The following is a 23,608-nucleotide window of genomic DNA, read 5'->3' as shown; positions in this document are numbered from 1 at the left end:
AGGCTCACCCATGGCATCTACATTTATGGGACTAGAAACAAGCAAACGCGGACTTACTACACAACAATCTGGACTGTATACAACAGGACATAATATAGCGAATGCAAATTCCCTTGGCTATACGAGACAGCGGGTCAACTTGGAAGCGTCTAAAGGCTATCCAGCAACAGGCTTAAATGCAGCAACAGGAGTTGGTCAGATAGGTACTGGAGTACAAGCTGGATCTGTACAACGAGTGCGCGACCAATTCATCGATCGCCAGTATCGTCAAGAAACAAGTAAACTCGGCTACTGGGATGCAAGATCGACTGCCATTTCACAAATGGAAGATATTATGGCTGAACCATCCGATTACGGTCTAAACGAATCACTGAACCAATTTTGGAGCTCACTTCAAGACTTAAATACAAGCCCAGAAAGCGAGGCAACACGTAAAGTTGTCGTACAAAAAGGGATTGCAATTGCAGAATCATTTAACTATATCAGCTCCCAACTAATCCAAATTCAAGGTAATATTGCGAATGAAATTGGCGTGTTATCTAGCGATAGCAATTCGATTTTAAAACAAATAGTATCGATCAATGAACAAATTCAAACGATCGAGCCTAATGGCTATATGCCGAACGATTTATACGATGCACGAGATGTCTTAATTGACGAATTAGCAGCGTACTATCCAATAGACGTTTCTTATAAAAAAACAGGTGGAAATTCACAAGCTGTCGCAGAAGGAATTGCAACGGTCAGTTTAAAACTGGCGGATGGCACAAAAGTAGAACTTGTGAATGGTAAAGAGTATAAACAATTTCGCACAACGCCATCCACCGCTATTCCAGCAGGAGATGGCACCTCCCCAACAGGTCCAGTAGAAGGCTTTCAATTAGTTAAGTTAAATACAGATGGAACAGACGGAGCGGTAACAGATACAATCAACGTATCCAAATTATCGGACTTAGGCGTACTGAAGTCACTGATCAATTCATTCGGCTATAACGATGGAGGAGCGGCAAAAGGTGTCTATCCAGATATGCTTGCAAAACTAGATAAGTTAGCACTTGCTTTTGTAAATGAATTTAATTCGATTCATGGAGCAGGAACGGATTTAAAAGGAGTATTAGGCAAGCCATTTTTTGTAGCATCAGACGGCGCTGCAATTACAGCAAGTTCTATTTCCATTGACTCTATCTTCGAATCCAATTCATCATTACTCGCAGCTTCGAACTCTCCAGTTGGAGCAAAAGAAGAAGGTAATGGTGCAAATGCGCTATTACTATCCAATTTAAAATTTAATTCACTCACGGATATCGACGGTGCAACGATTCAAACATATTACGAATCCATCATTGGCCAATTAGGAGTAAACGGAGAACAAGCATCGAGACTTGCGGCTAACTCCGAAACAATTAAAATAACGGTCTCAAACAACCGTGCTTCTATGAGCTCAGTGTCGCTTGACGAAGAAATGACAAACATGATCACATTCCAACAAGCATACAACGCAAATGCACGAATGATCACAGTCGTAGACGAAATGCTAGACAAAATCATCAACGGCATGGGTAGAGTGGGATTATAAATAGAAAAGCGTAAGCGCCTGTCTCTGCTCCGACAGGCAAATGGATAATTGCGAGGAGGCAGCACCTCAGCCACCACAGCAATTATCCGTTTGACCCCGAGGAGCAACGATCTTCTGCGACGAGTAATCGCAGGAGCAAGGCGCTGAAGCTAGACAGGTAGAAAAGCGCCTGTAGACTAGACACATAAGGAGGTACAATAAATGCGCGTAACACAATCAATGCTGTCAGATAATATGCTACGAAACTTATCGAATAGCTATGGCAAAATGAGTACAGTACAAGACCAAATAACAACAGGTAAGAAAATTACAAAACCATCACAAGATCCAGTAGTAGCCATCAAAGGAATAGGCTACCGTACAGATTTAAATAAAGTAGAACAATACCAACGCAATATTGGAGAAGTAAACAACTGGTTGAATAGCTCGGACGATGCATTAGACCATGTTGGACAAGTAGTGATTCGAGTACAAGAATTAGTAACAAAGGCAGCTAACGATACGAATACTTCAGATGACCGAAAAAAAATACAAGCCGAAGTAACACAACTTCGTCAGCAACTTCAAGACTTAAGCAACACAAAAGTGGGCGACAAATATATATTTACTGGCACCAATACATTAACTCCATTGCACGATGGTACTAATTTTGCAGATGCAAAAGTTTCTACAGGGTTATTGAAAGAAGTGAAAATAGAAGTATATGACGGCGTAGAAATTAAAGTAAATATGAATGGACTTGAATTATTCACTGATATGGATGGCCTGCTTGGAAAAATCGAGACATCTTTAAGTGATGGTAGTGAGGGAACGGTAATAAGCGGTTATTTAAAAGGCATCAGTGACATGCAAAGTGCTGTGTTAGTAAACCGTGCAGATATCGGAGCACGCCAAAACCGTGTGGAAATGATGGACAACCGATTGTCGACCCAAGAAATCATCGCAACGACACTTATGTCGGAGAACGAAGACATTGACTACGAACGAGCGATTACAGATATGATTACACAAGAATCTATTCATAATGCTGCATTATCTATTGGATCGAAAATTATCCAAGCAACCTTAGTAGACTTTTTAAGATAATCATAAAAAGCGTATGGACATCCTGTTCATACGCTTTCTTTAAAGGAGGTTTACATGAGAATCCCACAAATTCAAATACGAACAACAAAAGCTGAACTCGGACTAACCGTTCAACAACCGCAGCAGCAAATAAAACAAAAACCAGCAGATGTGCAAATAGAACAACCTGCAGCTGAACTATCCATTAACACTACACAAGGACAGTTACATATTGACTCATCACAAGCAAGAAGTGAACTAGGATTAAAGACGATGATAGAACTAGCAAGAAACCATGCACAAAATGGGGCACAAGGTGTCATGGCTGGAATTGCACGTCGTGTGAGAGAAGGGGATATGCTAATGAGTATCGAAAAAGGCGGAAATGCTATGTCGTCGATTATCGATTCTAGAACTATTCCTCGACAAAAAGCACTCGGTATTAAATTCATCCCAAGTGCAAATTCTGTAAAAATGTCCTATACACAAGCCAACGTAGACATACAAGTTCAAAAAAATGATCCCAAAATAAACGTAAAAATCAATAAACCAATTCATGACTATACACCAGGAAAAGTAATAGTAGATGTTGCACAAGAACCTTCCATAGAAATAGACTGGAAAGTATAAGATAAGTGAGGAGCATACCAATGAACATTCAACCAGCCTATTCAGGAGAAATCGCAATAGAAACAACTAATATAATCACTTTCGAACATGGAATTCCAGGATTCGAAGAGGAACATGATTTCGTATTACTTCCAATAGAAGATAACGAGGTATTTCATGTACTACAATCCATTCAAACACAAGCATTAGCATTTATCGTAACAAATCCATATACCATTACAACAAACTATACCTTCGATCTAGAAGAAGCAACTGTACATTCTCTTCAAGTAAAAGAAGAAAAAGAAGTTGCCGTATTTGCAATCGTATCATTAAAAGAATCAATAGCTGAATCGACCATTAATCTAAAAGCACCAATCGTATTAAATACAAATAACAATAAAGCAAAACAAGTCATCTTAAACAATGACGATTACTCGATTCGTCACCTCATTTCAACAGAAAGTCAAAAGGGGTGAGCATATGCTAGTACTATCTCGTAAAGTAGGAGAAACAATCTGGATCGGTGAAGACGTAGAAATAATCATTACAGAAGTAAAGGGTGACCAAGTAAAAATTGGGATTCAAGCACCTAGAAGTATTGATGTTATTCGAGGTGAACTAAGACAAGATATATCTGACTCTAATGCAGAATCTGTTATTAAAAACTTAGATATTTTCAAATTGAACAAATAAGTTCAATAATTCGCCAAAATAATTCTTATTAAACTATTAAACAATCAATAACGACTCCGATACTAAGTATGTAACCAAGAAAAACTGTGTCCGGCCGGCTCAGTTCTCTGGCCTACATACTAAAAACACTGCTCACAAGGACGTGAGCAACACATTCCAAGGAGGAACTTATAATGAGAATTAATCACAACATCGCAGCCCTTAACACACATCGTCAATTAGGAGCAGCTAACAACGCTCAATCTAAATCAATGGAGAAATTATCTTCAGGTCTTCGTATTAACAAAGCTGGAGATGACGCAGCAGGTTTAGCGATCTCTGAAAAAATGCGTGCACAAGTACGTGGTTTAGACCAATCTTCAGCTAATGCTCAAGATGCAATCTCAATGATTGCAACAGCTGAAGGTGCATTAAACGAAACACATTCAATCTTACAACGTATGCGTGAATTAGCAGTCCAAGGTGGTAACGATACAAACGTAACTCAAGATAGAGAAGCTATCCAAGAGGAAATGAACGAGCTAAAAAAAGAGATTGACCGTATTGGAGATACAACAGAGTTTAACAAACAAACATTACTTAACGGTGGTCTCGGTGGTACTGTTGACCAAGATGTTTTAACAACAACTGCATTAGATGTTACAGGTGTTGCAACTGTTCAAACAAATGGTTCAGCAGCAGACACTTACTCAATTACATCAGGTGCAGCTGGAGAACTAACTATGGAAAATTCTGCTGGTACAAAATCACAAACTATTGCAAATGTTGATGGGGCACAAGAATTAAACTTCTCTGAGTTTGGAATTACTATTAAAACAAATGCTGGATATTCAGAGGACGGTTTAGCTGCAAAAGATGTTGTTGTGGATGCTGGTTCAGTTACATTCCAAATTGGGGCTAACGAAGATCAAAATCTAAGCTTAAATATTAGAAATATGAAAACATCTGGTGTATTGAATCTAGATGCAGCTGGACGTGTTGATGTTTCTTCACATGATGCTGCTAAAGCTTCAATTACAAATATTGAAAATGCGATAACTGAAGTTTCAAAAGAACGCTCAAAACTAGGTGCTTATTCAAACCGTTTAGACCACACAATCAATAACTTAGGAACATCTGCTGAAAACTTAACTGCTGCGGAATCTCGTATCCGTGACGTAGATTATGCTTTAGCTGCTTAAGCTAGTAACAAGCACAGTCGTCCTAGCTGGTAACGGCTAGAGATCATTATCGGGTGAATTGCTGGAAACCCCTAAAACTCACTTCCCTACAACGTAGCTAGAAATGGCAAGCGTGAATGGTTGAAAAGAAGCGAGATTGGGCAATCAGCAGCCAAGCTCCTGTCTCGAAAGAGTGGAGAAGGTTCAACGACTAGGATAGACCATCTAAGGCGAAAGCTATGGTGATGAAATCCGTAGGTGAAACAGTATACATCAGTACTGCGAATCCGAAGTGCCCGACCCCTACTAAACTAGAGGGTGAAGATATAGTCTAGTCATTTATGAAAGTAAATGTTTCGCACGATGGCGAAAGAAATGATGAACCAAACAAAAGAATCAATTCTTGCACAAGCATCACAAGCAATGTTGGCTCAAGCAAACCAAAAACCACAATCTGTTCTTCAATTATTACAATAATTTTAGAATACATGAAGGGAACCCTAGTTTTACTGGGGTTCCCTTTTTTATGTGGCAGGAAAAGCTGGTTGAAAGGAGGAAACTAGATGGATAAAGATGAACAAGAACATCAAAAGTTTCTGGAAGAACCGCTAGAGTGGTGTAAGGAACAAGACCGTATATTAGTAGATATAGATGTGAAGCTTCATGAAATGAAAGAAATAGCTGAATACACTCTGGAACATCAACTTACTTCACTTGAAATTGACCAATTGAATAGCCAATTGAACGAATTGAAAAGAGAAGTGGATTCCTTAGAGGAACAATTACATCCTGTTGCCCAATAAGCTAAAAAGATAGTATAAGCATGGATATCGCATTACTTTCGTTGGAACTGAGTCAAGGACAAGTCCTAACAACAAGCCTCCATGTAATGTCATGAAACAGCACTGGGAAATACTTGAACAGCAAGGTAAGTCTTATGGAAGGAATACCTCAATATTGAAGAAAGTTCAGAAAATTTTCAACTGCAAAATTCAATAATTATGATAATATTGGAAGAAGAGGAAGTTATTAATAAAAAATTGAATTAGAATTCACTAACGAGATATTATTTAAAGACACCGTGATATAAATGGTGAATTGTTTAAAAATCATTGGAGGGGAAGCTATGACGCTCGTCGTTGCATGGGTAGGCATTGATACAAAAGGACCAGGGTTAGCGTACTTATAGAATCAGTTGGGGAAATGGTGAGTATTTTGATTACGCTAGTAAGGTTTTTGCTTTCAATAATTATCCAGATATTCTAGGTTACTGTGGTGACGTTTTGTTTCCATCTATAGTTCTTTCTCAGATAACTGAAATGGCTGATACCGAATATTTGTATCGATTTTGTTCGATTACAATTACCTTCGTCCCGAGACCGTTAAGTGTAGCCTATTCACTCCTAATAAGTGGGAAGAGAAAAACAGAAAAAACGAATTTATAAAATGATAAAAGAAAACCGTAAAGACAAGTAAACAAGTTAAATAATAAAAAGAGTAGGTGGTTGTAAAATGTTTAAGAAACTTTTTGGAAGTAAGTCAGAGAAGGAAACAACTGAACAGGTTGAGAAAATGGATCTAATTACAAATGACAAAGATTATTATACTATTTCCTCAGAGATAATTGGCAAAGTTTTAGAATTAGCTAAATCAAGCTTAGAAGGATCCAAACTACATACTGGCAATATTCCTGAAAAAAAAATTATCTAATGTCGTAAACATATATGGAGTTGATGAAAGCAGAATCATAGCATTGTATGATACGACTGTTTTTAAGTCAGGAAAAGATGGGATTTTGCTATGCGATTATTTTATTGGTTTGAAGCATGCTTTTGGTTCAGCTATGGTAGTTAAGTTTCAAGATCTTGTAATGGCTGAAATAAGTGAAACGGAAAAGTCTCTGCAAATAAATGGTCGCAATATTGATATTGGATCAAAGAAGTTTACTGAGTTTTTCGAGCAATTAAAGGAACTTCTTATATCGGATGATTCTTACTTGAGAAGTAAATATGAAGATTATGTCTTAATTGAATTGAATGAAATCAAATTAAAAATAGACAATAACCATTATGATGCCGCTGAAAACAGATTTTTATCGCTTGAAAAAATAGTTATTAGCAACAACAAAGAATATTGCGCTTCCCTTTACTACTATGGCTGTCTAATTAGAATGGAACACTTGAATTTTGTTGAAGCGTATAGTTATTTTTCTAGTCTAGAACAGTTACAACAATGGGAAAGTAATAAAATTATTGAGTTAAAACAAACAATTGATCAAAGAAAAGCTCAGCATGAATTTAATTTGTTAGAGGAACAAAAGGACGCTTTTATACAAGAAAATCAGTATGACAGGGCCATTAATATTGTGAAACAACAAAAGACTTTGCATATAAAATCATCTGAGCAGCTGGTTCAAGAGATTAATAGAATTCAATCGATAAAAGAAGAGTATATTCAATTACTTGAAGCAAAAGCAGCAGAAAAATTAGAGTGTGAAGTATTTGAGGATGTACTTACCATTTTAGAAGAGTTAAACCAAATCAATCCAAATGTTTCATATGATGAGTATTATGTTCGTGCAAAAATTGGTACCTATGCATTTGAAGAAGTAGAACAACAAATAAATTCTATTAAAGAAGTGGATCAACAACTGGCAGAGAAACTAGAACAATACCTTCAAGCGGCAAAAAAAAATGTTTCAGGTATCATTCTAAATGCAGTGAGCAGTAAAGATTATAGTTTCTTTAGAGAGCACTCAGATTTAAAAAACATAAAAGACAGCTGGGGCATGACACCTTTAATGCACTTTATCATCCATAAAGATCTAGCTGGTATTGAACTTTTAGCTGATACTTTTGATCCGAGTGATCGAAATGCTATCGGACACACTTCTTTAAATTTAGCCAATTTAGATTATGAAAATGTTTTTTGTCGTGATGCTCTTAGGTTGCTAGATGATAAGTTGATTCAAATGATGAAAAAGTATAAAAGTAAGAGCAAATTGAATAAAATTGGAAAAGTTGCCTTAAAGGGATTGGATTCGTTAAATAGTAAGGCTCTTCTAAGTTTTGAATTAGCAGAAGCTACCTCCAATGCTGAAACTAACATGAGCAGTGCGCTTGAAGAATTAGAACGTGAAATTAAGTCTTACGAAATTAGTTTGATTACAGATAATTATAAGGAATTTGTAAAATACATAAGGAAACCAAAAAACTATAGTGAAGAATACACAAAATTGGCGGAAAAGAAACGGAATATCGAAAATGAATTAGAAAAGCTTCAAGAAAAGAAAAGTCATCTTGAAAATTCAATTGGAGTGAAGTTAGAAGAAGCTAAGAACACTAATTTATATGATTTCCTTTTTGAGGCAGCGGGAATTGAATTAGGCGAAAAAGATGAATTTGAAAAATCCTCAGAATATGAGAATCGCAAAAGGGCAAAAGCAGAAGAAATAAAATTAACATATTTGGAGAATGATTACGTCAAGGAACAACTAAAGCGTTTGGAGGAAGAAGTAGAAACAACCCTTTCTGATGAATTAAAGGAGATAGAGGGAGCGATTGGCTCAACTGCTATAGAGCTAAAGTCTATGGAAAGTAATATTAATGAGCATTATTATTTATTGAATTGTCAATCCAAATTAAATACAAATGAGATATTAGATTATTACTACCACACTTATCAATCAAAATTAGAGACAGGTCCATATGACGCAGACTTAGAATCCTTTAATATGGTCGTTAGTGGTGAGGAAAAAGCTGTGAGAGTACCACGTAAGGTTGCAAAGGAGTTCAAAACACAGCTTTCAAGTTTAAAGCCTGCCTATAAGATGGAACTTGTGAGAGATGAAGATAAAGAAAAAATACAACATAATTTTGTATATGATTTTGAAGGAGAACAGATAACGATTCCATTTATGCTCTCTTTAACAAAGTAAAAAATTATTGGTATAGAATAATAATTGCCTAAGTAAACTCTTGATAATTCAACTGTCTGAAGAAACGTGGTTTATCAAGAGTTTTAGTTTATAGCGTAGTTTTTGTTCTCTACAGCTTTTTTTAAATCTCGTCCAATGCTATAGGTTTTAAAGGACTGAATACTACTTAAGTTCGAAAGAATTTTATAATAGTTCTTTCCTTCTTTTTGGGAGTTAGATAATGCAAGAATTGCGTTTCTTAATAATTCTAGGATACTTACACCATTTTCAGGATAGGTACTAATACCAATACTTGCAGTGAGATATAACTTGTACTCTTTTATATAGAATGGTTCATTTAGACATTCAATTATCTTGTTGATTATAATTTCCAGAGATTCAATCGATTCCATTTTTCCTATTAACACCATAAATTCATCCCCGCCACGGCGGGCAAGTAGGTCATTAGATGTTAAAGGTTTTGAAAGGCGATTAGAGAATCGTCTTTTGTATAACCACTTATATACTCAATTCCCATTGAGGTGTTCAGGCATTGATCTGTCTGCACATTAACAGACCATACTCCTACAATTGGGTTGTCATTAAGAAGCGTTAACTGATTTTCTTTTTCTAATAAGTCATTAGAAATTTTACGTTCTGTGTTATCTTGAAAAAATCCAATCAACCCATCGAGTTGGCCCTTTTTATCAAGAACAATTTCTGCTTGTTCAAAAACATATAGGGCGGTTCGATCTTTTCTAAGTAATCGATATTCTATTTGATACCCAGTTTTTTCACTTATAGTGGTATAAACTGTATTTTTTACTTTATCTAAATCTTCAGGATGGACATATTGTAATTGATGTTTTAGTGAGGGTGAAAAAATTTGTTCCGTGTTTATTCCAAAAATGATGGGGAATTGCTTTGAAATATGATGAAGATCGTTGATGGCATCGTAGTAGAAATTGCAGATATCATCAAGTTCATTAAATACTACCTGAGCTTTTTGGATAGAAATAGCTCTTTTTCCTGCTCTTGAAATTCAGTAATATTTTTTATAATTACATAAATATCCATGCCAGTTTCCTTTTTTATTGGAATCAGTGTGACATTGATTTCGACGGTCTCTCCGTTTTTACTGAGACCCAATGCGTTGAATCTCTGTGTCTTGCCCAAGAGGGTCTGTTCAAAATACTGGTTTTTTTCAAATGTTTCATACGGAATGAAAATATCCAAGAAGGGTTCTTTAAAATCTTGCTCATTATATCCATACTGGTTAGAAAATGCTTGGTTATTAGAAACGAGATTACCGTTAGTGTCTAATTTAATAACGCAATTTAGATGCTCATAAATTTCATACCTCCCTCATTTTCTAAGGAGTGGATTAATTTTTCAGTATTCTTTTTAAAAAGAAAATTTATATTTTAGTTGTTATGATATGTGTAATAATGGACTTATAGTAACAACTTAATTAAAATCTATTAAATATTTTACCTTTTACCTTTTAACTATTACCAAGAGAGTGTAAAATATCTTATTTAAATGAAACACACTATAGTAAACTAGTTACATTATACATTTTTCGATGAATAAAGACCTGAATAATTGTACTCACACTCATAACAGTTAATCGGTAATTTTTTTAATTGTTACATAATTCGCTGAACTTTGTCATAGTAATATGGCTCATTTAATTGATATAGTACAACAAAAAAATACGGGAGTTTTTACTAACAGAGATAGACTACACATTATGGTAAGGGGGATATTAGTGGATCTACAAAAATATAAAAATATTTTATTCCAAAATACTAAAAATAAGTTGACGGAATGGTTGTCTTTAAATGGAGAAACAATTTTAACTGAGGAAGTATATCGATTCCTACACTCTATAAAAGGAACTTCGGGAACACTACAATTGGACGAACTAATGCAGATTTCTTCAGAATTATTATCTAAGTTGGAAAACGAAGAGATTGAGAAGTGGAGGGGAATTGACCTAAATGCTTTTCTACATCCTCTAGTTAAACTTATATATAATTACGAAAACTCTAGTAATTTAGTGAATCTTAATGGTACAGTCCTTAATTCTAGTGCTCCTCTTATTCAAATAATAGATGATGATGTTTCCATGCTCATTCTGCTTAAAGATGTGTTAGAAGAAAAAGGTTGGATGGTAATAACTAACACAAACCCAGAAATTGCAGTAAAACAGTACTTCGAAATGAAGCCAGATTGCCTCATTCTTGATATTCACTTGCCACAGAAAGATGGTTTTCAAATACTCCAAGAGATTCAGCAACATAACGAAAAATACTTTATTCCAACGATTATGATTAGTATCAATAATAATAAGGAAACACGTATAAAAGCTTATCAAAATGGAGCAGATGACTTTTTTGGAAAGCCCATTGATATGGAAGAATTTGTTGTTAAAGTTAATCGACATTTGCAACGCAAGAAAATTTTTGATCAATCCGTATTAATTGATGAATTGACACAAGTATATAATAGAAAATTTCTTGTAGACAGTTTGCAACGATTTTTCTTAGATTTTAAACGAACAAAACAGCCATTTTCAATTAGTATTGTTGATATTGACTTTTTTAAGAAAGTAAATGATACATACGGCCATCTTATGGGTGATCAAGTACTGAGGGATTTTGCTCAATATATAAAAAGGAATATTCGTAGTTTGGATATAATTTATCGGTATGGAGGAGAAGAATTTGTCATTGTCTTTCCAAACACCACTAGTGAAGATGCAAAAAGGCGCTTAAATGAATTAATTAAAGGTTTTTCTCAAATTAAATTTACCCATAACGAAGCGTGTTTTTCAGTCACATTTTCAGCAGGAACATATACCGTAAAGGATGACTTCGTTACAATCACAGAAGCTTTCAAAGGAGCAGACAGTTCGTTATACGAAGCCAAACGCCTTGGACGAGCGAGAGTTGAGTGTTTACAATTGACACCTAATGCATACCAAAAAAACATTCTTAACATATCGGTTGTCGATGACGATATCATCATTAGGACCCTATTGGCTCAAATTCTAGAATCCATAACCATTGATAATATCGAGTTAAACATTAAGGTATTTGAAAATGGACCATCCTTTTTAAACTCAGAACATGCAAAAGAGGATGTCAGCCATTTCTTAATTCTAGATGGTATCATGCCAGTTATGGATGGTTTAGAGGTCCTCCAAAAAGTCAAACAAGGAAAAAATGCACAAAAATATAAGATATTAATGCTTACTGGTAGAAAAAGTAAAGATGAGATAGAACGAGCATTAAGGCTAGGTGCCGATGATTATGTAACAAAACCGTTTAATGTAACCGAACTGCAAGTAAGAATTGAACGAATACTAAATATGATAAAATAAGTATTCTAAGAAGATTCTTTTGTATATTGCATAGCTAATAGGTTACTTGTAGGAGTCTATATTATAGAACAATTAAAAATTTTAAAATCATCATACGAATAAACAAATAATAAGAGAACTGATGAGGTGGTAAATATTGAAACAAATTTTATTAGCTGAGGATGAAGAAGTACTTCGTATGCTTATTGAAGATACGTTCGAAGATGAAAATTATATGATTGATGTAGCGGCTGATGGCGGTGAGGCAATGGAATTTTTGCAAAATAATCGTTATGATTTGGTCATTCTAGACTATATGATGCCTGTATATACAGGACTTGAAATTGTTGAAAAAATACGGCATGCCGAAACAAACAAGCATACGAAAATTCTAATACTATCAGCGAAAAGTCAGGAATTTGAACAAAAGCAGATATTGGAAACAGGTGCCGATTATTTTATGGCTAAGCCATTTAGTCCATTGAAACTTTTAGAATTAGTTGGGGATATCCTTAATGAAAATAGTTAATTATTTTAATAGTTCATTATCACGCAAAATATTAGCATTAATGGGAATCTACTTTCTCTTTTTTGCTATGGGGTGCGGGTTACTATTTTATTTTCAGGATAAAATACATGACGAATATATTCAAGAGCGCAGTAATATTGAAGAAAAACAGCAAATAATTAACTATATCTATAACCAGTTTAATTCCGATATTTTAATAATGACGGACTCTGTTGCTATTAATGCACCGGAAAATATGGAGGAAACACTGAATCTTGAAAGTGAAATCAAACGAAACCTTACTGAACTCAGTCAATTAATTGAAACCGAGAAAGAAATATTAATCTATCAGGATATTGAAAACTTTACGTCTTATTATTTTGCTACGTTGGTTCCTCTAATTATGAATGAGTATGAAAAAAATCAGGACCCTAGTATTGACCTTCAAGATAGTAATGTCATTTTTATGGCAGAAGGATTTCTTAAGCAAGCTAAATCATTTATCATTCTACTTGATGGACAACATACAGATAATTCCAACAAACTAACGGAGGAACAGTTAAACATCCAAAACTATGTAATTATCTTTTTTATATTAATCCTAATTCTCTTATTCTTTATAATTCGCAATATATTTAAGAGCATTGGAAAACCCCTTTCTGAATTTACCTTTTCTGCAAATGAAATTGCTGCGGGCAGAGATGCGGTCCTAATAGACAATACAAACAGAAAAGATGAACTCGGTATCTTATCAGTTGCTTTCCAGAAGATGGTGGGCAGTATTCAGGATAAAGAACAAGATTTGCTGGTCCATAACGAAGAACTAGTCGCTCAACAAGAAGAACTTCTAGCCCAGCAAAACGAACTTCAAACTGCACTTAGCACTGTAACGAGTAATGAACAAAAACTAATGCGGAGGAATGAGTTAATTAATAGTATTTCCGCCTCACTTGATAAAAAGGAATTTCTTAAAAGTATCATCGAAAATATGTGTAAAATCACTGAATCGGATAAAGGAATGATTTCCTTGCTTTACGAAGAGTCTTTTGCTTCATATGGAGTTTCTAATTTTGGGATCGAACAATTTAGGAATAACATGGACAACGGCTTGATTCATCGGTTAACAAATGAAAAAAAGCCATTTACAGTGAAAAGGGTACAACATCCTATGGAAAAGGGTTACCATGAAACCTTCAATTATAGCTTTGACTTATATTTGCCTATTTTATCTACTTCTCAAGTAGAAGCCGTTATAGTGTTATCTAGATATGGTGACTTTTATTCGAAAAATGAAATTACTGAGTATGAAACATTGGCTAAACAAATTGCCGTCTATCTTGAAAAAATTAAATTATTTGAACGATCAGAGGAAGATCGACGTTTAAATCAAGATATACTAAACACAGTCAAGGAAGGTATACAGTTAATTGATACTGACCGTAATATTATTCAAGTGAACAAACAGCTTTATGGAATATTTAAACGGAATGACACACCTGAACAAATGATTGAACTTCCTTGGGAAAAATGGAGTGAGATCATGGCAGCACAAATTCAAGACGAAGAGTTTATTCAATCTTTGGATGATTTGATAGACTCTGCATTTCTTTCCCCTGATGAGGAGCGTTCATTTATTTACAAAAAGACCGACAACAAGCAAGTAATTAGAGTTTATTGTAAAATAATTAAAGACTGTAATGAGCACATTGGAACATTACTAGTCCATCATGATATTACGGAAGAATATGAAATAGCACAAATGAAGTCAGAATTTGTCAGTACGGTTAGCCATGAATTAAGAACACCGTTAGCCAGCGTTCTCGGCTTCACAGAGTTGTTGTTAACAAAAGAATTAAAGCCTGAACGAAAAACAAAATATTTGCAAACCATTTATAATGAATCTAAAAGGCTAACTGCCTTGATAAATGATTTTCTTGATATCCAAAGAATGGAATCTGGAAAACAGAATTATGAAAAGAAATATATAGACTTATCATCAATTGTTCAAAATGTCATCGAACTTCAAGAAATTAACTCATCATTACACAAGATAACTTACTCAGTAGAATTAGATAATGCTATTATTCTAGGAGACAGAAATAAAATAGAACAGGTGTTTATTAATTTATTAAGTAATGCGATTAAATATTCTCCAAAAGGAGGAAATATTTCAATCCGTATTTATGGCAGCAAAGACCAAGTTATTATTGATGTAAAAGATGAGGGACTTGGAATACCAGAAGATGCAATCCCTAACTTATTCCAACAATTTTACAGGGTCGACAATTCTGACCGACGAAGAATTGGTGGTACAGGTCTTGGACTCGCTATCGTTCAAGAGATTGTGAAAGGACACGACGGAAAAATTTCCGTAAGTTCCGAGTATGGGAAAGGCAGCACATTTACCACTCACTTCTCACGAGTTACAATGAGCGCTAATAAAGAAAATGAGGATAGAGATGCTTCTATGCTTAATCACTACACAATAATGGTCGTTGAAGATGATTTAAGTCTTGCGGAACTATTAAACTATGAGTTACAAAATAGTGGTTTTCATGTAAGCCAGCATAAGAGCGGTAAAGAAGCATTGGAACAAATGAAAAAAGAAGCCCCAGATGCTGTTGTTCTGGACATTATGCTTGCAGATGAAGTTGATGGTTGGACAATTATGAAAGTAATGAAAGAAACCGAAAAATTGAAAAATATTCCGATTTTCATTTCAACAGCACTTGATGAAAAAGAACGAGGATTCTCTCTAGGAGCAAAGGACTACTTAATTAAACCATACAAACCCAGCCAATTATCCAAGCTAATTATGCATACTCTTTTAACTAATGAAAGAAACGGTCAAATTATGGTACCTGATTAAAAAACAGATTTGAAGTAGGGGAGTATGTGCTGAAATAAAAAAGTGATAAATGAAGAAACGTCCCTATATTATAAACAAACATGAAAATTAAAACATTCATGTTTGTTTGAATTAACGTGAATATTTCTAACGGGGCAGGGAGTTATTCACTGGAAATTTGTCAATCAGCAATAGCTTATTATATAATTACGACAATTATACATAGCCCTCTAGATGAAAGGAATCATATGGATAAAGAGACCCAAGAACAGAAAAAAATTCTCGAAGAATTGCTCGAATGGACTAAGAAACGAGATACTATCTTAGAGGAAATAGAACATAAACTATATGATATGAAAGAAATAGCCGAATATGCTTTTGAACATGACTTATCTCCCGATGAGGTTGCTAGGTTAAATCGTCAATTAGATGAAAAGAAAAGAGAAGTTCAGTCTCTTGAAAACCAGTTACAATCTGTTGTACATTAGAAGAAAGGTGGTGTTAGCGTGGATATCGCATTATTATCGATGGCACTGAGCCAAGGACAAGTCCAACAACAAGCTTCCATATCCGTCTTGAAGCAAGCAATGGGAAGTGCAGAACAACAAGGCGATTCTGTTCAGAAGTTGATGAGTACGACTGATGCAGCAATGCTTCAACAAGCTGCTCAACCACATTTAGGTGGGAACATTGATGTGAAACTATAATATGTATAAGTTGGAGCAGCCTTTATTTCATAGGTTGCTTTTTTGTGTGTAAATATATTATGCTAATTTATCTTTCATCCTTAAAATTCCTTCCATTTTGCCGATAAAGAATATAAGGATTATCTTAACAAGGGGGCAAGTGATGCATGGTAAATCGACTAGCTGATAGTAGTACTCGTATTCAACAAAATGTTGCTTCTAAGAGAGATAATAGCGTTAATGCAACAACTACTAATAATGTTACTGCTGTGAAAGAAAAGCAACCTAAATACGAAAATGAAGCAACTATAAAAGAAGGGTTATCCCCAAATATAGCAGAGAAAATGACCGAAAGTTTAAACAAGTTTCTAGAAACAACTAGCACAAAACTGAGGTATGAATACCATGAAAAACTAAACAAATATTATGTGACATTAGTCGATAAACAGACGGATGAAGTTGTTCAAGAGATTCCAAATAAGAAATTGATGGACATGCATGCCGCGATGTTAGATTTTGTTGGTGTATTAATAGACAGGAAGATTTAGAAAGTAGGGAGAAAGATGGCTTTACGAATCAGTGGATTAGCAAGTGGGATGGACACAGAAACGATGGTAAAAGAGTTAATGACTGCACATCGAATCCCTTTAGATAAAATAACACAAAAGAAACAATATACAGAATGGCAACGAGATGATTATCGGACAGTAAACAGAAGTTTAAATGACTTCCGTAATTTAACAAATGATAGCATGTTAAGGCAATCGACATTTATCAAAAAAACAGTTACATCTTCAGCTCCCGATGATGTTTCGGTAAAAAATATTAACTCAACAAGTGATTTTTCCGGGAAGATCAACGTAGAGAAATTAGCAGAGTCTGCTACTATGCAAAGTAAGGATAGAGTATTGGCTTCAGAAGCGAATTTAAAGGATATATTACCTGCTACGGCAGATGATTTTATTATTTCTTCTATTAATGCAGATGGTACATTGGAAGAATATAATGTAGTGATAACAGAAGGCAAATCTACGATGCAAAGTGTATTAGATGATATCAATAAAAACTCTGGAGTCAATGCTTTTTTCGATTCTTTCACTGGTAAAATCGCATTTACTGCGAAGTATAGCGGAGATATAAAAGATGATACTGTAGAACCCCCAACATATGGAAGTGAAATCGAGTTTATTGGAAATGAAGCGAACTTTGCATTTTTAAAAGTTGAAGTAAATAATACTGTTGCAGCAAAAAATGGTAGTGGAACTAAAGGGCAAAATGCTATGTTCACTTACAATGGACTAACAACTGAAAGACAATCCAACACATTCCAAATAAGTGGCTTTGAAATTTCTCTAAAACAAGCAAACCAAAAAGAAATCACGTTTAGCTCGGCTCCAGACGTAGACTCCATCCTAGGCTCTGTCACTAAATTCGTAGACGAGTACAATAAGCTAATTGAAGACTTAAATACTCAAATTCGAGAGACCAAATATAAGGATTATCAACCGCTAACAGAAAAAGAAAAAGAATCATTATCAGAAGAACAGATTAAAAAATGGGACGAAAAAGCGACGAGTGGAACACTGAAAAATGATAGTATCATTACGAGTGTTTTAAACAAAATGCGTTCGGCCATGAGTTCGGCTGTTGGAAAGTCACCTAACTCAATCTCGTTAAGTCAACTCGGTATTACCACTTCTAGTAACTATTTAGAAAATGGGAAACTTACAATTGATGAAACAAAGTTGAGAGAAGCAATATCTGAGGATCCAAACCAAGTGTATGAATTGTTTGCCGCAGGCGGGGAGACTGATTCTGATAAAGGTATAGCAAGACGATTAACCAAGGCGCTTGAAGATGCTAGAAAAAGCATTACTGCCAAAGCTGGTTCTGAGTCAGCAACTGTGAATAATAATTTTGTACTTGGTCGTTTATTAGATGGATACGATAATCAAGTTAAACGTTTTGAAGACCGTTTAGCAACGATGGAAAGTCGTTATTGGAAGCAATTTACCTCCATGGAAAAGGCAATTCAACAAGCAAATTCACAATCTACTTATCTTGCAGGTATGTTTAGTACAGGTTCATAATAAAAATAGAAATTTAGTCGAGGTGCATTCAAATGGCAGTAAATAATCCATATAAAGCCTATCAACAAAACAGTGTGACTCAATCCACACCAGGTGAATTGACGTTAATGCTCTACAATGGTTGTTTAAAATTTTTAAACCAAGCGAAAAAAGGAATTGAAACAAATAACATCGAGTTAAAAAATACAAATATCCAAAAAGCACAAAATATCCTTCGTGAGTTAATGGTGACGCTTGATATGTCACAATCCGTATCCGAATCAATGGCTAGTTTATATGACTACATGATTACTCAATTAATAGAAGCAAACATAAAAAATGATGCAGTAATCTTGGATGAAGTGTATGGACTAACAATAGAATTTCGTGATACATGGAAACAAGTCATCCAAACAAATCGTCAAAAGCAATACGGAGCACCAGGTGAAATATGATTCGTCAAAGTTTAACTAGTTGGAAAACGATCACCGAACAATTACTTCGTATTCTACATGTAATGGAAGAAGATAAACGAGATATTGTCATTGAACAAATAGATACGTTACTAAACGAGCGAGAAGCACTTCAAACATCTATTCATGCACCATTTACAGAAGGAGAACAATTATTTGGTCAAGCGTTGCTTCCACTAGAAGAAGAGTTAGACAGTCAACTAAAACTGTTTAGAAAAGCGATTCGATCAAATATTTCCGAGCAACAAAAGAAAAAGGTTTCCATGAATGCATATATGGATCCTTATAGCCAAGTATTTCGGGACGGCACTTTTTACGATAAGAAGAAATAACACAAACGGCATTAGCCCTGTGCTTCTGCCGTTTTTATAATTAGAGACTTTGCTCAAAAATACGGTTTGGAATGAATACATAGAAAAACGATAAGGAGTTATTGTATGAAAATAACAATTGCTAAAAAATTATGGATGGGTTTTTCCGTTATATTAATCGTACTTGTCGCATTGACAAGCTTGGTGTTTATGACAGGGAAAAATACCGCTGAGAAGTATAGTTTTGTATTAGATGATCAAATGGAGAAAGTTATTTTAGTGAAAGAAATTAAAATTGCTCAAAAAGATATTAATACCAGTTTATTAGATTATTTATTATTAAATACAGATACATCACGACAAGGTGTACAAGTAAATCAAGAATTAGCTACTTCATTAACTGATGAGTTGCAAAGAAGATTATCTTTTCCTGAATCTAAAGCAATGATGAAGGAATATAAGGAAAAAGAAAAAATGTTTTATGCGAAAAATACAGAGCTAATCGCTGCGAAACAAAGTAATAATGCATCTGCAGTGAGTAAACTTACTACGGAAACGAATAATATTAATACAAGTATGTTAACTCACCTAGTTGAAATGGAACAGTTTTTTCAAAGTGACATAGAAAAAGCGAGAAAAGACATAGCGAATACGGAAGCTAATACACTTATAGTCATGATTATTTTAACTGTTGCCAGTGTTGTGCTAGGAATTATTATTGCCTATGTTATTAGCAGAAGTATTGCGAATCCAGTTAAAAAAGTTACAGTGGGATTATCTGCTATTGCAGCTGGTAATTTAACGGTTGAACCAATTCAAATCAAGAACAAAGATGAAGTTGGAGATATGGCAACAGCGTTTAATGCGATGTCGATAGATTTGCGACAAATTGTTTCAGATGTACGTGATTCTTCCATGCAGCTTGCGGCAAATGCCGAAGAACTTTCTGCAAGTGCCGAGGAAAGCTTAGCTTCTTCTCAAATGGTCGCGAAATCTGCAGAAGAACAAATGGCCACTAGTGAGCAACAAGTGCAGCATATGGATATTTCTGTAGACTCAATGACGGAATTATCGCAAGGTGTTGGTTCTATTTCTGTCAGCAACGAAGAAATGTTGCATGCAACAGAAGAAGTACAGAAATTAGTGCAAAAAGGTTCTGGAGTTGTGATGAATGTTGCTGCTCACATGAATACAATTCATACGACATTTAAAGATACAACAGTCATTATGAACAATATGGCGAAGCATTCCAATGAAATTCAATCGATTACTTCCATAATTACCGATATTTCGGAGCAAACGAACTTACTTGCATTGAATGCAGCAATTGAAGCAGCACGTGCTGGTGAGTATGGTAAAGGCTTCGCAGTTGTAGCAGAAGAAGTTCGTAAACTTGCAGAGCAATCAAAAAACTCGGCTAAGCAGATCGCTTCGATGGTTCAAGTGATCCAGTCGGCTTCAGGCGAAGCAGTAAAAGCAATTACGGATGGCCGTAACAAAGTAGAAGAAGGTCTTTCAAAAACAAATGAATCCCTTGAAGTATTCAATCAAATTGAAATAGCAGTAGGGGATGTAGGATCCAAAGTAGAAACGGTTTCAGCTGCAATCGAGCAAATTCAAGCGATGGCAGAATCCGTTTCCGAAGGCTCACTAGAAGTTCAACGCTTGGCTAAAATTGCTGCAGATGGTGCAAACGACACTAGTGCAGCTACAGAAGAGCAGCTAGCTGCAAACGAAGAAATCACGGACAATGCACAATCATTAGCAAATCTAGCAGAAGCACTTCAAAATAACGTAAGTCATTTTAGACTTTAAATAGAAGGAAATGGATTCTAATCGAGTAAATCGATTGGAATCCATTTTTTTATTTCATGTCTAGCTCCAGCGCCTTGCCCCTCGGGGTCAAATGGGTAATCACTGCGGTGGCTGAGGGGCTGCCTCCTCGCGATTCCCCATTTGCCTGTCGGGGCAGTAATAGGCGCTTCCGCTTTTCTTATACGAAGAGAACTTGCGAAAAACGGGTTCGATCTTGCGAATAAACGTAATGAACTTGCGTAAAACAGCTCAGACCTTGCGAATAACACTCACAAACTTGTGCTAAAGTAGCCACATCTTGCGAATAACCCACCGAACCACAAAATACTTAAAATTTTCACACTATAACTTCATCCAATGAAGTATAATTAACTTAGAAGATTATGACAAATCACTTAGATTCAAAATGCTCTTTCTCATAAAACTAACAATAACCCTGTAGCTATAATTTCTTTTCGACAAAAAATTCACATTTATTTAATTTGTTATAAAATGCGATATATTGCGAATGTAAACGATTACATCATAAATGAATAGTCAAAACTAACAGATTTTTTAAAAAAGACTGTTGACGTAAGGGTTTAAAGGCGATATGATTACAACAATATATTAAATATTGATTGAAAATTCACATTCAAGTGAATAAGGAAGCACCTATTTGTAAGGGCTGAAATTCGACAATAGCAAAAGGCGGTTTACAACCGAACAGCTGCAAAGCTAAACGCTGATTAAAGCGGAAAGTATAGGAGCGATTTAAATTGAGAAGTGACATGATAAAAAAAGGAATCGACCGAGCTCCACATCGAAGCTTATTATATGCAACAGGAGTTAAAACAAAAGATTTAGAAAAACCATTCATTGGAGTATGTAACTCATTTATAGAAATTATCCCAGGCCATATGCATTTAAATAAATTTGCAGAAGTCGTTAAAGAAGCTATTCGTGAAGCTGGAGGAATTCCATTCGAATTCAACACAATTGGTGTAGATGATGGAATTGCAATGGGGCATATCGGAATGAGATATTCACTTCCGAGTCGTGAGCTAATCGCAGATGCTGCCGAAACAGTTATTAACGCACATTGGTTTGATGGTGTATTTTACATACCAAACTGTGACAAAATAACACCTGGTATGCTTATGGCGGCAGTAAGAACAAATGTCCCATCTGTTTTCGTATCAGGTGGTCCAATGGAAGCTGGAACATCAGCTGAAGGTAAACCACTTTCTCTAACTTCTGTTTTTGAAGGTGTTGGTTCATTTAAATCAGGTGCTATGTCAGCAGAAGAACTTCTTGATATTGAACAAAACGCATGTCCAACATGTGGATCTTGTTCAGGAATGTTCACAGCTAACTCCATGAACTCTCTGATGGAAATGCTGGGTGTGGCTTTACCAGGGAATGGTACAATCGTTGCAACATCTGATGAGCGTCACCGCCTGATTAAAGAAGCGGCAAAACATCTTGTACGCATGATTAAAGAAGATGTGAAACCAAGAGACTTAATAACAAAAGAAACAATTGATGATGCATTTGCACTTGATATGGCAATGGGTGGTTCTACAAACACTGTATTACACACACTGGCTATCGCGCACGAAGCAGAAATTGATTATGACGTAAGAGAAATAAATGTAGTAGCAGAACGTATTCCTTACTTAACAAAAATTATGCCTGCTTCTGATTACTCTATGCACGATGTACATCTTGCTGGAGGAGTTAGTGCAGTAATAAAAGAGCTTTGTGAAATACCAGGAGCTGTACATGGTGATCGCATGACGATTACAGGTAAAACACTGTACGAAAATGTTAAAGATGCAGAAATTATGAACGATCAAGTCATAAGACGTAAAGAAAATCCATATAGTCCTGTAGGCGGGCTGTCCGTTCTATTCGGAAATATTGCTCCAGAAGGTGGAGTGATCAAAGTTGGTGCAGTTGACCCTTCGATCAAAGAATTCACTGGTAAAGCAATTGTATTTGAATCACAAGAAGCTTCACAAGAAGCAATTGATAATGGTACTGTACAAGCAGGTCATGTAGTAGTTATTCGCTATGAAGGTCCTAAAGGCGGACCAGGAATGCCAGAAATGCTTGCTCCAACATCAGCGATACAAGGTCGCGGATTAGGAACAAAAGTGGCACTAATCACTGACGGAAGATTTTCCGGCGCATCTCGAGGGATTTCCATTGGACATATCTCTCCAGAAGCTGCAGACGGTGGCCCAATTGCATTAGTAGAAAATGATGATATTATCGTCATTAATCTTACTGAAAGAACTATTAATCTTCAAGTAAGTGATGAAGTATTAGCAACTAGACAAGCAAACTTAAAACCATTTGAACCTAAGATTAAAAAAGGTTATTTAGCAAGATATTCTAAACTAGTAACATCTGCCAGCACTGGTGGAGTCATGAAAATCTAAAAAATCCATATTCTAAATCATTGATGAGGCAAAGTTAAAGGAATCTTGTATTTACAGAGAGCCGGTGTGCTGGGAACCGGCAA

23 protein-coding genes, 1 pseudogene and 1 other annotated feature (1 of these 25 running past the window's edge) are annotated in these 23,608 nt (G+C 35.4%); of the genes and pseudogenes, 21 read left to right on the top strand and 3 right to left on the bottom strand.

The window, feature by feature from the left end:
* The first annotated feature begins 10 nt into the window (after positions 1-10).
* The 10 genes from flgK to C7437_RS06735 all read left to right on the top strand — a co-directional run bounded on the left by flgK (position 11) and on the right by C7437_RS06735 (position 9,043).
* The gene (flgK, locus tag C7437_RS06780) at positions 11-1,576 is read left to right on the top strand and encodes a flagellar hook-associated protein FlgK (RefSeq protein WP_111438857.1); all 1,566 of its coding nucleotides are present in this window, start codon (positions 11-13) and stop codon (positions 1,574-1,576) included.
* A gap of 201 nt (positions 1,577-1,777) precedes the next feature.
* Positions 1,778-2,662 carry a flagellar hook-associated protein FlgL gene (gene flgL, locus C7437_RS06775; RefSeq protein WP_111438856.1) on the top strand — a complete coding sequence of 295 codons (885 nt, stop codon included), beginning with the start codon at positions 1,778-1,780 and terminating at the stop codon, positions 2,660-2,662.
* A gap of 54 nt (positions 2,663-2,716) precedes the next feature.
* Positions 2,717-3,271, top strand: a complete 555-nt coding sequence (locus C7437_RS06770) for a DUF6470 family protein (RefSeq protein ID WP_111438855.1) — start codon at positions 2,717-2,719, stop codon at positions 3,269-3,271.
* Between the two features lie 20 nt (positions 3,272-3,291).
* Positions 3,292-3,729, top strand: coding sequence for a flagellar assembly protein FliW (gene fliW, locus C7437_RS06765; RefSeq protein ID WP_111438854.1), 438 nt, complete (start codon positions 3,292-3,294; stop codon positions 3,727-3,729).
* Between the two features lie 4 nt (positions 3,730-3,733).
* Positions 3,734-3,946, top strand: a complete 213-nt coding sequence (gene csrA, locus C7437_RS06760; RefSeq protein ID WP_111438853.1) for a carbon storage regulator CsrA — start codon at positions 3,734-3,736, stop codon at positions 3,944-3,946.
* Between the two features lie 173 nt (positions 3,947-4,119).
* Positions 4,120-5,127, top strand: a complete 1,008-nt coding sequence (locus tag C7437_RS06755; protein WP_111438852.1) for a flagellin N-terminal helical domain-containing protein — start codon at positions 4,120-4,122, stop codon at positions 5,125-5,127.
* 342 nt (positions 5,128-5,469) lie between these two features.
* A complete protein-coding gene (locus tag C7437_RS06750) occupies positions 5,470-5,583 on the top strand; it encodes a flagellin (protein WP_281269930.1) in 114 nt (37 codons plus the stop codon).
* A gap of 86 nt (positions 5,584-5,669) precedes the next feature.
* Positions 5,670-5,909, top strand: coding sequence for a hypothetical protein (locus C7437_RS06745; RefSeq protein WP_111438851.1), 240 nt, complete (start codon positions 5,670-5,672; stop codon positions 5,907-5,909).
* Between the two features lie 709 nt (positions 5,910-6,618).
* Positions 6,619-6,816, top strand: coding sequence for a hypothetical protein (locus tag C7437_RS06740; protein ID WP_111438850.1), 198 nt, complete (start codon positions 6,619-6,621; stop codon positions 6,814-6,816).
* 43 nt (positions 6,817-6,859) lie between these two features.
* Complete coding sequence (locus C7437_RS06735; protein ID WP_111438849.1) at positions 6,860-9,043, top strand: hypothetical protein; 2,184 nt, start codon at positions 6,860-6,862, stop codon at positions 9,041-9,043.
* An 83-nt stretch (positions 9,044-9,126) separates the two neighbouring features.
* On the opposite strand, the pseudogene C7437_RS06730 reads toward C7437_RS06735, so the two are convergent.
* From C7437_RS06730 to C7437_RS17445, 3 genes and pseudogenes are all read right to left on the bottom strand, one after another.
* A pseudogene (locus tag C7437_RS06730) lies at positions 9,127-9,516 on the bottom strand (diguanylate cyclase domain-containing protein); the annotation flags it as partial.
* Positions 9,495-9,953: a PAS domain-containing protein gene (locus C7437_RS17450; RefSeq protein WP_425450557.1), complete on the bottom strand. Its 459-nt coding sequence runs from the start codon at positions 9,951-9,953 to the stop codon at positions 9,495-9,497. The pseudogene C7437_RS06730 and the gene C7437_RS17450, both read right to left, overlap by 22 nt.
* A 62-nt stretch (positions 9,954-10,015) precedes the next feature.
* On the bottom strand, positions 10,016-10,375 hold the full coding sequence (locus tag C7437_RS17445) for a PAS domain-containing protein (RefSeq protein WP_111438846.1): 360 nt from the start codon (positions 10,373-10,375) through the stop codon (positions 10,016-10,018).
* Between the two features lie 418 nt (positions 10,376-10,793).
* Between C7437_RS17445 and C7437_RS06715 the strand changes: the two genes are divergently transcribed.
* The 11 genes from C7437_RS06715 (at position 10,794) to ilvD (ending at position 23,525) form a co-directional block, all read left to right on the top strand.
* Complete coding sequence (locus C7437_RS06715; RefSeq protein ID WP_245909217.1) at positions 10,794-12,410, top strand: diguanylate cyclase; 1,617 nt, start codon at positions 10,794-10,796, stop codon at positions 12,408-12,410.
* A gap of 136 nt (positions 12,411-12,546) precedes the next feature.
* Positions 12,547-12,918: a response regulator transcription factor gene (locus tag C7437_RS06710; RefSeq protein ID WP_111438844.1), complete on the top strand. Its 372-nt coding sequence runs from the start codon at positions 12,547-12,549 to the stop codon at positions 12,916-12,918.
* Complete coding sequence (locus C7437_RS06705) at positions 12,905-15,766, top strand: ATP-binding protein (protein WP_111438843.1); 2,862 nt, start codon at positions 12,905-12,907, stop codon at positions 15,764-15,766. The genes C7437_RS06710 and C7437_RS06705 overlap by 14 nt, the downstream gene beginning before the upstream one ends.
* A 227-nt stretch (positions 15,767-15,993) precedes the next feature.
* Positions 15,994-16,233 carry a hypothetical protein gene (locus tag C7437_RS06700; RefSeq protein ID WP_111438842.1) on the top strand — a complete coding sequence of 80 codons (240 nt, stop codon included), beginning with the start codon at positions 15,994-15,996 and terminating at the stop codon, positions 16,231-16,233.
* A gap of 18 nt (positions 16,234-16,251) precedes the next feature.
* Positions 16,252-16,452, top strand: coding sequence for a YjfB family protein (locus C7437_RS06695; protein WP_111438841.1), 201 nt, complete (start codon positions 16,252-16,254; stop codon positions 16,450-16,452).
* Positions 16,453-16,598: 146 nt separating this feature from the next.
* Entirely contained in the window at positions 16,599-16,979 is a 381-nt protein-coding gene (gene flaG, locus C7437_RS06690) for a flagellar protein FlaG (RefSeq protein ID WP_111438840.1), read from the top strand.
* A gap of 15 nt (positions 16,980-16,994) precedes the next feature.
* A complete protein-coding gene (locus C7437_RS06685; protein ID WP_111438839.1) occupies positions 16,995-18,521 on the top strand; it encodes a flagellar hook-associated protein 2 in 1,527 nt (508 codons plus the stop codon).
* Between the two features lie 32 nt (positions 18,522-18,553).
* Positions 18,554-18,955, top strand: a complete 402-nt coding sequence (gene fliS, locus C7437_RS06680; RefSeq protein ID WP_111438838.1) for a flagellar export chaperone FliS — start codon at positions 18,554-18,556, stop codon at positions 18,953-18,955.
* Positions 18,952-19,305, top strand: coding sequence for a flagellar protein FliT (gene fliT / locus C7437_RS06675; protein ID WP_111438837.1), 354 nt, complete (start codon positions 18,952-18,954; stop codon positions 19,303-19,305). Before fliS ends, fliT begins: the two co-directional genes overlap by 4 nt.
* Positions 19,306-19,410: 105 nt before the next feature.
* Positions 19,411-21,099 carry a methyl-accepting chemotaxis protein gene (locus tag C7437_RS06670; RefSeq protein ID WP_111438836.1) on the top strand — a complete coding sequence of 563 codons (1,689 nt, stop codon included), beginning with the start codon at positions 19,411-19,413 and terminating at the stop codon, positions 21,097-21,099.
* 758 nt (positions 21,100-21,857) lie between these two features.
* Positions 21,858-23,525 carry a dihydroxy-acid dehydratase gene (gene ilvD, locus C7437_RS06665; protein WP_111438835.1) on the top strand — a complete coding sequence of 556 codons (1,668 nt, stop codon included), beginning with the start codon at positions 21,858-21,860 and terminating at the stop codon, positions 23,523-23,525.
* An 11-nt stretch (positions 23,526-23,536) separates the two neighbouring features.
* Positions 23,537-23,608, top strand: a binding site (T-box leader) (it continues 180 nt past the right edge of the window).

It is taken from the genome of Psychrobacillus insolitus, assembly GCF_003254155.1.
Lineage (GTDB): Bacteria > Bacillota > Bacilli > Bacillales_A > Planococcaceae > Psychrobacillus > Psychrobacillus insolitus.
Note: the sequence above shows the minus strand (reverse complement) of the source record. Positions and strands in the feature narration are given on the sequence as shown.